This is a genomic window from Echinicola sp. 20G (assembly GCF_015533855.1).
Taxonomy (GTDB): domain Bacteria; phylum Bacteroidota; class Bacteroidia; order Cytophagales; family Cyclobacteriaceae; genus Echinicola.
The window spans coordinates 480,164-493,097 of record NZ_AP024154.1 but is presented as its reverse complement, the minus strand read 5'-3'; the positions used below and the strand labels follow the sequence as shown (position 1 = coordinate 493,097).

At 43.5% G+C, this 12,934-nt stretch carries 11 protein-coding genes; 6 read left to right on the top strand and 5 right to left on the bottom strand.

Features of this window, described 5'->3' with window-relative positions; genetic code table 11:
* Window positions 1-94 precede the first annotated feature (94 nt).
* The 6 genes from JL001_RS02300 to JL001_RS02275 all read left to right on the top strand — a co-directional run bounded on the left by JL001_RS02300 (window position 95) and on the right by JL001_RS02275 (window position 5,266).
* Complete coding sequence (locus tag JL001_RS02300) at window positions 95-961, top strand: AraC family transcriptional regulator (RefSeq protein ID WP_200974506.1); 867 nt, start codon at window positions 95-97, stop codon at window positions 959-961.
* 77 nt (window positions 962-1,038) lie between these two features.
* Window positions 1,039-1,599, top strand: coding sequence for a DapH/DapD/GlmU-related protein (locus JL001_RS02295; protein WP_200974505.1), 561 nt, complete (start codon window positions 1,039-1,041; stop codon window positions 1,597-1,599).
* A 91-nt stretch (window positions 1,600-1,690) separates the two neighbouring features.
* A complete protein-coding gene (locus JL001_RS02290) occupies window positions 1,691-2,101 on the top strand; it encodes a cupin domain-containing protein (RefSeq protein ID WP_236252682.1) in 411 nt (136 codons plus the stop codon).
* A 22-nt stretch (window positions 2,102-2,123) separates the two neighbouring features.
* Window positions 2,124-3,179: an alpha/beta hydrolase gene (locus tag JL001_RS02285; protein ID WP_200974503.1), complete on the top strand. Its 1,056-nt coding sequence runs from the start codon at window positions 2,124-2,126 to the stop codon at window positions 3,177-3,179.
* A 266-nt stretch (window positions 3,180-3,445) separates the two neighbouring features.
* Window positions 3,446-3,988 carry a DUF4287 domain-containing protein gene (locus tag JL001_RS02280; RefSeq protein ID WP_200974502.1) on the top strand — a complete coding sequence of 181 codons (543 nt, stop codon included), beginning with the start codon at window positions 3,446-3,448 and terminating at the stop codon, window positions 3,986-3,988.
* A 243-nt stretch (window positions 3,989-4,231) separates the two neighbouring features.
* On the top strand, window positions 4,232-5,266 hold the full coding sequence (locus tag JL001_RS02275) for an adenylate/guanylate cyclase domain-containing protein (RefSeq protein WP_200974501.1): 1,035 nt from the start codon (window positions 4,232-4,234) through the stop codon (window positions 5,264-5,266).
* Between the two features lie 99 nt (window positions 5,267-5,365).
* Here JL001_RS02275 and JL001_RS02270 read toward each other — a convergent pair whose 3' ends face one another.
* From JL001_RS02270 to JL001_RS02250, 5 genes are read right to left on the bottom strand one after another with little or no spacing between them, the layout of a single operon-like run.
* Complete coding sequence (locus JL001_RS02270) at window positions 5,366-6,418, bottom strand: 6-bladed beta-propeller (protein ID WP_200974500.1); 1,053 nt, start codon at window positions 6,416-6,418, stop codon at window positions 5,366-5,368.
* 43 nt (window positions 6,419-6,461) lie between these two features.
* The gene (locus tag JL001_RS02265; protein WP_200974499.1) at window positions 6,462-7,982 is read right to left on the bottom strand and encodes a c-type cytochrome domain-containing protein; all 1,521 of its coding nucleotides are present in this window, start codon (window positions 7,980-7,982) and stop codon (window positions 6,462-6,464) included.
* 59 nt (window positions 7,983-8,041) lie between these two features.
* Window positions 8,042-9,535, bottom strand: a complete 1,494-nt coding sequence (locus tag JL001_RS02260; protein ID WP_200974498.1) for a DUF1501 domain-containing protein — start codon at window positions 9,533-9,535, stop codon at window positions 8,042-8,044.
* Between the two features lie 20 nt (window positions 9,536-9,555).
* Window positions 9,556-11,859 (bottom strand): PSD1 and planctomycete cytochrome C domain-containing protein, encoded by a 2,304-nt coding sequence (locus tag JL001_RS02255; protein ID WP_236252681.1) that lies wholly within the window; start codon window positions 11,857-11,859, stop codon window positions 9,556-9,558.
* A 34-nt stretch (window positions 11,860-11,893) separates the two neighbouring features.
* Window positions 11,894-12,928 carry a 6-bladed beta-propeller gene (locus JL001_RS02250; RefSeq protein WP_200974497.1) on the bottom strand — a complete coding sequence of 345 codons (1,035 nt, stop codon included), beginning with the start codon at window positions 12,926-12,928 and terminating at the stop codon, window positions 11,894-11,896.
* Between the last annotated feature and the right edge of the window lie 6 nt (window positions 12,929-12,934).

Here is a 12,934-nt window from a genome sequence, read left to right as displayed (position 1 = left end):
CTATAGCGCTTTTACTAAACACTAAGCAATAGACCTTTGGTAGATGTGTTTCTCTTTTAGCCGTATTTTAGTTTGAATTTCTTAACTTTGTGCTATGTCAAGAAGTCTTTCCGAATATAATAATGAGCTAAAGTTGAAAGGTTTTAATGTCTTTCAAATAGAAAAAGACGGTAATGCCACCAAGGCATATAGCCGAAAGGATTTTTATAAAATTTGCCTGACCACAGGGAAAAGCCGAATCCATTATGCTGATAGGAGTTTTGAGGCAGAGGGAACAATTTTGTTCTTTGGAAACCCGAATATCCCCTACTCTTGGGAGACGCTATCCACAAAATATGTAGGGTACACTATTTTATTTTCGGAAGATTTTCTTACCGCTGTAAAACGATCTGAAAGCCTTCAAAAATCACCATTGTTCAAAGTGGGAGGCACGCCCATTCTTGAAATTAAAGAAGACCAAAGGCTTTTTTTGAACAGTATTTTTCAAAGAATGATTGCTGAACAACAGTCTCATTATGAATACAAAGATGACCTGATTCGTAATTATATTGATTTGATTTTACACGAGTCTTTAAAGCTAAAACCATCGGACAACTATAATCAAGATAAAAATGGGGCGCAGCGCTTGACCAATGTTTTTCTGGAATTGTTGGAAAGGCAATTTCCTATTGAGAGTCCCGATCGCCCTCTTCAGCTGCGGACGGCCAAGGACTATGCCAGCAACCTCTCAGTGCATGTCAATTACCTGAACCGGACCGTAAAGGAGGTTACGAGCAAAACAACTTCTACCCATATTTCGGAGCGAATTATCAACGAGGCCAAAGCAATTTTGAAACATACCGATTGGAATATTTCTGAGATCGCTTTTGCCTTAGGATTTGAGTACCCTACTTATTTCAATAATTTTTTCAAAAAGCATACAGGCCAAAGCCCTTCTTCTGTCCGAATGGAAAAAGTGTGAATTCCTTAATTTTTGGTTTGAAAAGTTTTAGCTGGAGCGCTTAGGAATTCCAGACCTTTGTATCAAAGCATACAAAGATGGAGAAAGCGAATATTTTTGACCGGTTAATCAAGGGAGAAACGATTACTTCCAATGATAGTGAAAGGCATAAACTGACGAAGGCTGCCTACACTACGAAAAAGCTGCTTGTTTCGATGAATAATTCAGCGGATCCAGTTGAGATTAGGAACTTGCTAAGTGAGATCACCGGGTCTGAGATACCTGAAAGTACTTTCGTGTTTACTCCATTGTATCTTAATTATGGAAGGCATACCAAAATTGGGAAAAATGTATTTATCAATTTCGATTGCGTTTTCCTTGATCTGGGAGGGATTATCATCGAGGATGAAGTACAAATCGCTCCCAAAGTCAGTTTGCTTTCTGAAGGACATCCTGTTTCTTCCGATACCAGACATTCACTAGTTCCAAAACCTATTCATATTAAAAAGAACGCTTGGGTTGGTGCTAATGCCACTATCCTCCAAGGGGTAACCATTGGAGAAAATGCCATTGTGGCGGCTGGAGCAGTGGTTTCTAAGGATGTCCCTGATAATGTAATTGTAGGTGGAATACCCGCTAAAATTATTAAAGGAATTTAATTTGAACCCTATGAAAATATCAAGCAAAATCTTAGCAGTGATGGTACTTGTTCTGGTGTTATCCTGCAACAAGGAGCCAAAACAAGAAGAAATGAAAACAAGCAACCATGAATTGGAGGAGATTTTTCCAAAAGGTCAAAAAGGTCCCTCAGACTTTTTTACTGGAAATGCATTTAATATTGGGTTGGTGCAGGTTGATTCCATTTATACCACAGCAGTTGGAAACGTTTATTTCGAACCTGGCGCAAGGAGCAATTGGCACACACATCCTTCGGGGCAAATTCTGATTATCACAGATGGAAAAGGTTATCATCAAATTGAGGGGCAGCCCATACAGGTCATCAAAAAAGGAGATGTGGTTAAGTGTCCTCCCAATGTAAGGCATTGGCATGGGGCAAGCCCTGAAGTTGGCCTTCAGCAACTTTATATCGTACCGAATACCGAAAATGGAATAGTGGATTGGCAGGAGTCAGTAACCGATGAGCAATATTCGATCAAGTAAAAATTTCAAATCAGCAAAACCAATGGAAAAAATGATAATGTTTTTGGCAACAAGCTTATGGATACTGGGAGCTTGTAACCAAGATCAAAAAACAGAAGTGCAAAAACTAAAAAGTGAACCAATGAAAGTACAAGAAGAAAAATATACGTTTGAATTAAGTGAAGCAGTAACTCGCCAAAAAGTAAGTTTTACAAACCGTTATGGAATCGAGCTATCTGGGGACTTGTATATGCCTAAAAGTGGAGGGGATAGTTTACCGGCTTTGGCAATTAGTGGGCCTTTCGGGGCTGTCAAAGAGCAATCATCAGGACTCTATGCCAATCAAATGGCAACATTAGGCTTTGTTGCTTTGGCATTTGATCCATCTTATACAGGGGAAAGTGGAGGAGAACCTCGCCATATAGCATCTCCCGATATCAATACCGAAGACTTCAGCGCGGCGATTGATTTTTTGGGATTATTGGAAAATGTCAACAGGGATAAATTGGGTATCATAGGAATTTGTGGTTTTGGAGGGTTTGCTTTAAATGCCACAGTGGTAGACAAAAGGGTAAAAGCAGTGGCCACTACCAGTATGTATGATATGTGCAGGGTGAATACAGAAGGGTATTTTGAGAGCACCACTCCAGCGCAGCGTACCCAGATGCTGGAAGAATTAAGCAGGCAAAGATGGGAAGATGCTGAAAATGGAACTCCCAAAATGGGTCCCAAGTCATTGGAAGGCATAGGTGATGATGCCCCACAGTTTGTGAAAGAGTATGCGGACTATTATAAGACTGACAGGGGCTTCCATGAACGTTCCTTAAATTCGAATGGCTCATGGACGGTGACCAATGTTTTACCATTTATGAATGCTCCCCTCTTAACTTACATTAAGGAAATTTCACCACGCCCGATGCTTTTAATAGCAGGGGAAGAGGCTCATTCACGGTATTTCAGTGAGGATGTTTACAAAAAGGCTTCAGAGCCTAAAGAGTTGATGATTATTCCAGGAGCTGTCCATACAGATTTATATGATAAAACGGATGTCATCCCTTTCCAAAAAATAGAAACTTTCTTCACAGAGAATCTAAAATAGGATTTTGCTTCAAGGTGTAGTATGGTGCATGTTGAATTTGGTAGGTCTTAGTTGGCCTGTATCAAACAGGACTGGCTAAACCCTTACCTATTTAATGTTTGCTGTCAACATCTATAACACAAGAAAGGCCTCGCAACAAGTGAGGCCTTTCTTGTGTTTTAGATGCCCTAGAGACTTTAAATAGCTAGAAAGCGCTACACTTTTCATCGAAATCATTAATTTTAATATACCTCAAATGACTTTTGGTAGCACATAAAACACCTGTTATGGAAAAAGCCCTGCAAACAATGATCGACAATATGCCTGAAAAAACGGGTAAGTCTCTGACTGAATGGTTGGAGATTTTGAAAGAAAAATCCTTTTCTAAACATTCTGAAGCAGTCCAATACTTAAAGAAGAAACATCAGGTGACACATGGTTTTGCCAATACCATCGTGACGCTGTCAAAAGATGAAGCGGCATCCGATGACGATTTGATTACAGCGCAATACAAAGGAAAAGAGGAATTGTTGCCGATTTATCAGGCCCTAATCGATTATGTCAAAACCTTGGGAGAAGATGTCACCATCACCCCCAAAAAGGGAAGTGTCAGCATCATCCGAAAAAGACAATTTATCTTGATCAAGCCTGCTACCAAAACCAGAATTGATTTGGGCTTTAAGTTAAAAGATCAGCCCTCCACCGAGAGGTTGGGAGATTCAGGCCCTTTTGGCACCATGTGCACCCATCGTGTGCAGCTATTTGAAGTGTCGGAGGTAGATGCAGAACTGAAGGGTTGGATCATGGAGGCATATGAGAAGTCCATTTGATCAAGGTTTAAAATTTAGAATTATTCCCCATTATGTTTATCTCTAGCGCATTCTCGTTCATCCAAGTTGGCAACTCGGATGCTTAAATCCCTACATTATTAATACGTCCTGCTAGAGTAAGCATTTCAGATGTACTGATTTAAAAGTCCTTGTTGAAAACGGTCACTGGTTTGGAGTGATAAGTGTTAAAAGTAAATTAAACTAAAAATCCCATTTTATTCCCTTCCACCTAATAAACAATAAATGAAACTCCAAAACAAACGAAAGTGGGCCATTATCAGGCAGTATATGGTGGGGTGGTGTCTGGCCTTTATTTTTTTGAGTATTGTGCGTGGAGAAGGTACCGAGGAGTTGGGCTCGGTGCAGTTTGAGCTGGGCAAAGCCATTTGGGTGTCCTTGATCGGTGGAGTGATCTTTGGAGCTATTTCAGGTTATGCCCAGATTTTAACCGAAAAGCATGGCTATAAGAAAATGTCCCTGCAGGGTCTTTTGGCGGCAAGGCTAGGTTATGTTATCTTATTTCTTTGGACCATAGTCTCCTTGGCCTATTGGATTTTTGGTGATGAAATCAGCTATTTGGAATTTGCATTCGAACCGGGAAGCTTTGCCATTTACTTTTATATTGTGGTGGTCGATGGGTTGATGTTTGCCCTGCGACAAGTCCAGCTTTATTTTGGAGGGGATAACCTGTGGCAACTTTTTCGGGGAAAATTCTACACCCCAAGGGAGGTAGAGCGGATCTTTATGTTTTTGGACCTTCAATCGTCTACCACACATGCCGAAAGGCTAGGGCATATTCAATACAGCAAGTTGATTCAGGACTGTTTCAATGATCTGGGTATTGTGGCTGAAAATGATGCGGAGATCTATCAATATGTGGGTGATGAAGCGATCCTCACCTGGAAGCTAGAGGAAGGGATTAAATACCAAAATTGCCTCAAATCCTTTTTTAACTTTAAGCAGCAACTGGCCACCAAGCAGGATTATTACCATCGACAGTACGGTTGCCTGCCCCATTTCAAAGCAGGCCTACATGCCGGTGTGGTGACTATGACTGAAGTGGGGAAATTTAAAAAAGAAATTGCCTTTCATGGTGACACCATCAACACCGCTGCCCGCATCCAAAGCCAATGTAATGCCCTAGGACAAGAACTGTTGATTTCAAGCCTGCTAAAGCAAGACCTGGAAACTAATACTTTCCACTTTGAGCAGATGGGAAGTATTCCTCTCAAAGGAAAAGAAGCTCCCCTGATCCTCTATGCAGTATCTCCAAGCTAAACCGACTTTTACTTCCTCTCAACCGATTTTGCAAACGCAATGCTATAAAAAAAGGTCCTCGCTGCAAGCGAGGACCAACTTGTTTTGATAAGTAATGGTTTAAACCCTTTCCAATAGGATCGGGTAAGTTTTTTCGGAGGCCCACTGGGGGACATAGATATTTTCATCTTGGTCGATGCAAACATCATGGGGATTCATAAAGGCCTGGCCTATATGTTCGCTGACTTGAAGCTTACCATCCACATAAGTAGGCTTGGTACCACCTGGTGAAGACACCACTTTATTGTCTTTGTCCAAGACCATTACAAAGCCATCGTAATTCTCCCAGCTTTTGGAGACAATCACGGCAAAGTAAAGGTTGTCTCCTTTGATCACCGGACGACAGATCCAGGCACCGGGTGTGGTGATGGTTTCCAAATGTTCACCATTCAGGTTGAAGCGCTTAAATTCCTGGGCTGCACGGGAAGTGACCAAAAGCTCAGGTGTTCCTTTTCGGGTATCCAAACATACGCCATGGGCTTGCTTGACCTGCGCCTCTCCATTGCCTTGTCCGGCAAAGTGACGGATATATTCTCCTTTTGGGGAGTATTGGATGACGTAGCTTTTGCCATAACCATCTGCGACATAGATATCTCCATTGGGGCCGATGGCGGTTTCGGTAGGTTTGTATTGGCTGGGCCCTTCATACATGCCTGTCTCTTTGGGGTAGTCCAATACCAAAAGGATCCTACCGTCCAAGGTCGTCTTGAAAACTTGATGACGGTCATGATCGGTGATATAAAGGAATTCCTCTCCACCTTCTTCATGCAAGGTCAGGCCATGGGCACCCGGGAAGTCATTGCCCCAGGTTTTGAGGATTTTACCGGAGCGGTCATAGAAGATGACATTGTTTTTGGTTTCATTGGTAAGCAGGATCAATCGGCCCTGCTTGTCCTGTACCATCTCATGGCAGTCTTTTACAGGGTACTTGGCGGGGTCTTGTGTACCCCAGTTTTTGTTGACTTTGTATTTGAAGTCACCATGCCCGATGATTTCATCTTCTGGATTTTTGCTCATTCCAAAGTTGATATTGGGCAGTAAAAAGCTGGAGGTTACCAGGGCAGAGCTGGATTTTATAAATTTTCTTCGGTCAAATTGGTTGTTCTTCTTCATGTTTTGGTATTCAATGGCTATTAGCGCTATTCAAAGTATTCAATTATTTGGTGGCAATGACGGTACTGTCATTGAGGGAGTCCAAAGGGACATCAAAGTTTTGGGGAAGTCCATCAGCGATAATGGCCAACTCAGGGATGGCTTTTTGCAGGGAAGATTTTCCATCTTCACTCACTTGGGTTTCCCAAAGGTAAATCTTTCTCAGCCTTTTCAGGGCGGTGAGGGGTTCCACACTTTTGTCCGTAATGGCCGTATTGTACAGGTTCAGGTATTCCAGAAATTCCATTTGGGCCAGGTCCTTCACTTCTTCGTCCGTGATGGCAGTTTTTTCCAAATGCAATTGGGTCAGGTGGTTGAAGTCTTTCAGGAAGGTGAATTTCTGCCCATCTGCCAAAGCTGCCTTGCCCAGATTAAGCCAAGTGGTTTGCTTGGCCACTTTTTTTATGGCTTTTATGCTTTCATCGTTCAGGGGTTGTCCTGAAATCAAATAGCTCACTTGGATAAATGGGCTTTCTGCAGAAATAGGAGAAACGGAAAAGCCCATTTCTTTTAGTGTTTCCACCTCATCTTGAGAAGCAGGCTTGACCTCCATGGCATAAAGAGGGCTCAGGCTGGATTGCTGTGGATTGACCAAGGCATCAAGGATTTCCTTGATATCATCAGGGACTTCTACTTCGGCGACTTTCTTATCAAAGGAAGCGTCATTATTGATCCACCATTCCAGCAGGGCAATTTCCTCTTTGCTCAAGGGCTTTTTACCTTCAGGAGGCATCACATCTTCATGGTCTTTGGGGAGTTTAACCCTTTTGATCAGCTCACTGTGGGCTGCTTGTCCGGGCACCAGTGATGGGCCATTTTCACCCCCTTTAAGGAATCCTTCTTTGGTATCCAGCCTAAGGTTTCCTTTGGTTTTTTCGGCGTTGTGGCAGCTTTCACAGCTATTGTCCGTGATAGGCTTGATCAGGTCATCAAAGACAATGGCTTCTTCCAAATTGGTGATGGGCTTGTGCTTGCTCTCTGGCTTGGGTGGCATACCCGTCATGGCACGAAGAGTGTTGGGCATATACCGCACTAGGTAATCCGAGCCATGGGTAAGATTACCGCCAAGGTGTCCTGTCAAGGTCAAGCAAATGACACTGGCCGATAGAAAGGTGAAGTATGCGGTATTGGCTTGTTTTACTTTTAACACCAAGGCAATGATGGCAAAACCCAAGGTGGACAAGCCCAGCCAAAGGTGCCAATCCAAGGTGCTTCCTTGGTATTCTCCACTGAGGGAAAGCAGATAGCCAAAGACAGCGGCACCCACCGAACTCAAGATGCCCAAGGTCAGGACAAAGGAAACACTTTGCTCCAAATGCTTGAATTTGGGCCACCTCGCCATGACTTCCATCAGGAAGGCAAGCATGATAAAACCAATTGGCAAATGTACGATCAAAGGGTGAAAGCGACCGATAAACAACCATAGGTCTGAAGTTTCTTCTGCAGCAGCATCCACACCTTGCGCATATAAAATAGGAATGGTAATCAGTTGAAAAATCAATAATAGGTAAACGGTCTTTCTCATGCTTAAGGGAATATTGTTATCAGTAGATGAAGATACTATTCATGGTCATTATAGTTCAATTAGGCAATGATTTTTTTCACCACTTCTCCATGAACATCGGTCAGCCTAAAGTCCCGACCTTGGAAATGGTAGGTGAGCTTTTCATGGTTCAATCCCAACTGATGCAGGATGGTCGCTTGAAGGTCGTGGACATGGACACGGTCTTTGATTCCATAATAGCCAATCTCATCGGTTTCACCATAGGTCATGCCTGGTTTGATACCGCCACCGGCCATCCAAGTAGTGAAAGCCTCCAAGTGATGGTCACGACCAACGAATTTCATTTCTTTGCCACCTCGGTTTTCCCTCATCGGTGTTCTGCCAAATTCTCCACCCCATACCACCAAGGTGTCATCCAAAAGGCCTCTTTGTTTGAGGTCTTTCAGCAGGGCAGCAATGGGTTGATCTACTTCATGGCAGCGTTCTTTGAACCCATGGTTGATTGCTTCACTCTTAGCAGCTCCATGGGCATCCCATCCCCAGTGGTAAAGCTGGATAAAGCGAACCCCTTTTTCTGCCAGCCTCCTAGCCAAAAGGCAGTTGTTGGCAAAGGAGGATTGGCCAGGTTGGGTACCATACATTTTATGGATGTATTCTGGTTCGTCCTTGATATCCATGGTTTCCGGGACAGAGGTTTGCATCTTAAAGGCCATTTCATATTGGGAAATTCGGGTCATGATTTCAGGATCTCCGATTTCCTCGAATTGCTTTTGGTTGAGCTTGTTGATGGCTTGGATGGACTGCTCGCGCAAAGCCTTGCTCATCCCTTTTGGATCAGAAAGATAAAGCACGGGATCACCTTTGGAGCGGCATTGTACCCCTTGATAGACGGTAGGTAAGAAGCCACTGCCCCAGATACTCTTACCGGCACTAGGGGTTTTTCCTCCAGATACCAAGACCATAAACCCAGGAAGGTTTTGGTTTTCAGAACCTAGTCCATAAGTGACCCATGAACCCATACTGGGCTTACCCAATCTGGCACTACCGGTTTGGAGCAGCAGCTGGGCAGGAGCATGGTTGAATTCATTGGTGTGCATGGCCTTGAGGAAGGTCATATCATCCACACAGCTGGAAAGGTGGGGAAGGCGATCAGACATCCAAGCCCCGGATTGACCGTGCTGGGCAAAATTAAATTGAGGGCCAAGCATCTTAGGAGTGCCTTTGATAAAGGCAAATCTTTTTCCTTCCAAAAGAGATGGAGGACAATCCAGACCGTCCAGTTTTTGAAGTTCAGGCTTGTAATCAAATAATTCCAACTGGGAAGGAGCTCCTGCCATGTGGAGGTAAATAACCCTTTTGGCTTTGGGTAAAAAGTGGGAAGGAAGGGCACCCATCGGATTATCACTGCTTCTGACCAGTCCTGAGCTGCTGGAATCGCTTCCACAGCTGGTCAGGGCGCTACCCATTAAGGAGCCTAAAGCAATTCCTCCCATTCCTGAGATGCATTTCCTTAGGAATTGCCGGCGGGTATTGAGTTCGGCCTGTCTATATTGTTCTTCCTCAAATATATTCATGATATCAGTTGTTAGCGAGTTTAGTTTTTAGTGATGAACTTATCCAAATTCAATATGGCATTGGCCACTACGGTAAGCGAGTTCAATGCTGGGTCAGTGGTTTTATTGTCCATGTTTTCCAGGCCTTTCCCAGTAGTCTCAAAATGCGAATGGGCATTGGTATACAGTTCCATCAAGATTTTCATGTCTTCTTCTGATGGAGATTGGAAAAGCGCAAGTTCATAGCCATAAATAATTTGATCTTTGGTCTGATCTGCGGCAGCTTGCATCTTTTTGGCAACCTCTTGTGCTGCTTCTACAAATACCGCATCATTTAGGGTAACCAAGGCTTGTAGTGGTGTATTGGTGTCGATTCTTCGATTGACACAAAACTCTCGGCTAGGCCCATCAAAAGCCGTCATGGATGGGTATGGGCTGGTCCTTCGCAAGTAAGTGTAGACGGCTCTTCTGTATTGGTCTTCTCCTTTACTTTTTTCCCAGGAACTACCATTGTATACGGCTTGCCAGATACCTTCTGGCTGATAAGGCATTACGGATGGCCCGTACATTTTATCGCTCAATAAACCACTGACCGCCAAAGCCTGATCCCTGACTTGCTCAGCAGATAACCTTACCCTTGGTGCCCTGGATAAATAGTCATTGGCAGCGTCTATTTTAAGGGTTTTCGGGCTTACCTCTGAGGATTGTCTATAGGTGGCTGACATGACGATCCTTTTGATCAATGCTTTTAGGTGCCACTGGTCTTTTTGCATCCATTCGATGGCCAACCAGTCCAATAACTCGGGGTGGGTAGGCTCAATTCCCTGAGAACCGAAATCCTCTTGGGTTTCTACGAGGCCTTTTCCAAATAACTGTCCCCAGATCCTGTTGACCATCACCCTAGCAGTCAATGGGTTTTCTTCACTAACCAACCATTTCGCCATGGAAAGCCTGTCAGGTTTGGTATTGGATTCCAAATTGGGCATGGAGCCAGGGACACCTGGGGTCACTTCCTTCCCATGGGTAGTCCAGTTACCTCTTTCGAAAACAAAAGTTTTCCTTCTTTCCTCCTCGGGAAGTTCCTGCATAACTGGCAAGGTGTATTGCTTGATCTCATTGAGTTCCGCTTCTTTTTCTTTGATGGTTGAGGCGAACCTGTAATTCACTTTGTTGGATTTGACAGAGTCTATCCAATTGAGAAGTTCTTCCCTTTTCTGGTTATCCACCTCGGTATACACTGGTATAACAGGTTTCTCTACGGGATAACTGTCCTCATCAGCGGTGTTGTTGAAAAAGGCATAAAACTCATAGTATTCATCATGTTTAATGGGGTCATAGGGGTGACTATGGCATTGGACACAGGCAAAGGTGATGCCTTGCCAAACTTCCCAGGTAGTGTTTACCCTGTCCAAAACTGCAGCAACACGGAACTCCTCATCATCGGTCCCCCCTTCATCATTGGTCATGGTGTTTCTGTGGAAGCCTGTAGCGATCAATTGGTCTTTGCTTGGGTTGGGCAATAAGTCTCCGGCCAACTGTTCTATGGTAAACTGATCAAAAGGCATGTCCTGATTAAAGGCTTTAATGACCCAATCTCTGTATTTCCACATATCACGGTGGAGGTCTTTTTCATAGCCCTTGGAGTCAGCATACCGGGCCAAATCCAACCACATGGAAGCCCATTTTTCTCCAAATTGGGGAGCATCCAAAAGTTCATCCACCAAGCTTTCATAATTCTTCAGAGAAGGGTCACTATTTAGTTTTTGGACCATCTCTGGAGTAGGCGGAAGCCCAATAATGTCAAGGGACAGCCTTCTTGCCAAAGTGTTGGCATCAGCCTGTGGAGATGGAGAAAGTCCTTTCTCTTCTATTTTATCCAATACAAAATGATCAATTGGATTTTCTTCCCATTCTTGAAGGTCAGCTTGTGGCAATTCGGGTTTTTCTGGTGCGACAAATGACCAATGGTCTTCCCACTTCGCACCTTGATTGATCCATTTTTTTAGGATATTGACTTCATCTTTGCTAAGCGATGGGCCTTCTGGTGGCATACGCTGTTCAGGATCATCCTCCAAAATCCTTTTGATCATCTCGCTTCCTTCTGCATCACCTGGAATGATGGCAGGGTGTCCGGATTTAGTGGCTGCCAAAGCTTCAGATTCAAAAAGCAAACTAAAGTCACCAGATTGTTTTACCCCTCCATGGCAAGTAATACACTTGCTGTTTAGGATAGGGCGGACTTCAGCATTAAAATCAACTTTTTCTTCTTGATTGTTGCAAGAAAAAAAGGTCAATATTCCCACCGTAAAGATGCTTAAAAAAAAGATTAAATATCGTGTCATCATTAGACCATTCATTAAAGGTTATTTCGCATTTTCGTTAGACTCTTTCTAGCTTGACAGGATAGGTTCTTCCAGAAAGCCACTGAGGTACATAGATGTTTTCATCCTCATCTATGCAAACATCATGTGGATTCATAAAGCTTATGTTATCCGAGACCATATTCTGAAGCATACCATCGATGTACTTTGGCGCTGATCCTCCAGGAGCAGAAACAATTTCGTTGTTTTCATTGAGTACAATGACCATCCCGTCATAGGCCCAAGGGGTCTTAGTCTCCAGCACGGAGAAGTAAAGGTTTTTTCCCTTGATCACTCCACGGTTAATGGCACAGCCAGGTGTTTTGATGGTTGCTAGGTATTTGCCGTCTAAGGTAAATCTTTTGAATTCCTTAGCACCTCGTGAGGTAACCAGCAATTCCAGGTTATCCGGATTTCTGGTGTCCAAGCAAATTCCATGGGCTTGCTTTAGTTGGTTCTCTTCATTTCCACGTCCGCCAAAGTGCCTGATGTACTCCCCCTTGGACGAATATTGTATCACGTAACTTTGACCATAACCATCAGTTACATATATGTCCCCGTTAGGGCCAATAGCGGTTTCTGTGGGGCGATATTGTTCAGGTTTGTCGTAGACACCGGTTTCTTTGGGGAAATCCAGTGTAAGGAGGATTTTTCCATCCAAAGTAGTCTTGAAAACTTGATGTCGGTCATGATCAGTGATGTACAAGAATTCCTCTTCACCTTCCTGATGCAAAGTCAGACCGTGAGCACCGGGAAAATCATGCCCCCAAGTTTTCAATACCTTTCCTGAACGACTATAAAAGATAACATTATTTTTGGTTTCGTTGGTAAGTAAAATCAATCGGCCTTTTTTATCCTGAACCATTTCATGGCAATCTTTGACCGGATATTTTAAAGGACTTTGGGTTCCCCAGTCTTGGTAGACCTTATACTTAAAATCACCATGGCCAATGATGGGGTTTTTTGATGATCTTTCTTTGCCATAATTGATGTTGGGAAAAGCTATAGCACTCGATGCTAAAACACTGAATTTAGCAAATTGTCTTCTGTTCATATTTGA

Excerpts from the sequence above, each read along its gene's own strand:
- JL001_RS02300 (WP_200974506.1), top strand. The coding sequence starts at position 95 with ATGTCAAGAAGTCTTTCCGAATATAATAATGAGCTAAAGTTGAAAGGT.
- JL001_RS02255 (WP_236252681.1), bottom strand. The coding sequence starts at position 11,859 with ATGATGACACGATATTTAATCTTTTTTTTAAGCATCTTTACGGTGGGA.
- JL001_RS02250 (WP_200974497.1), bottom strand. The coding sequence starts at position 12,928 with ATGAACAGAAGACAATTTGCTAAATTCAGTGTTTTAGCATCGAGTGCT.
- JL001_RS02260 (WP_200974498.1), bottom strand. The coding sequence starts at position 9,535 with ATGAATATATTTGAGGAAGAACAATATAGACAGGCCGAACTCAATACC.
- JL001_RS02290 (WP_236252682.1), top strand. The coding sequence starts at position 1,691 with ATGAAAACAAGCAACCATGAATTGGAGGAGATTTTTCCAAAAGGTCAA.
- JL001_RS02275 (WP_200974501.1), top strand. The coding sequence starts at position 4,232 with ATGAAACTCCAAAACAAACGAAAGTGGGCCATTATCAGGCAGTATATG.
- JL001_RS02265 (WP_200974499.1), bottom strand. The coding sequence starts at position 7,982 with ATGAGAAAGACCGTTTACCTATTATTGATTTTTCAACTGATTACCATT.
- JL001_RS02285 (WP_200974503.1), top strand. The coding sequence starts at position 2,124 with ATGGAAAAAATGATAATGTTTTTGGCAACAAGCTTATGGATACTGGGA.
- JL001_RS02280 (WP_200974502.1), top strand. The coding sequence starts at position 3,446 with ATGGAAAAAGCCCTGCAAACAATGATCGACAATATGCCTGAAAAAACG.
- JL001_RS02295 (WP_200974505.1), top strand. The coding sequence starts at position 1,039 with ATGGAGAAAGCGAATATTTTTGACCGGTTAATCAAGGGAGAAACGATT.
- JL001_RS02270 (WP_200974500.1), bottom strand. The coding sequence starts at position 6,418 with ATGAAGAAGAACAACCAATTTGACCGAAGAAAATTTATAAAATCCAGC.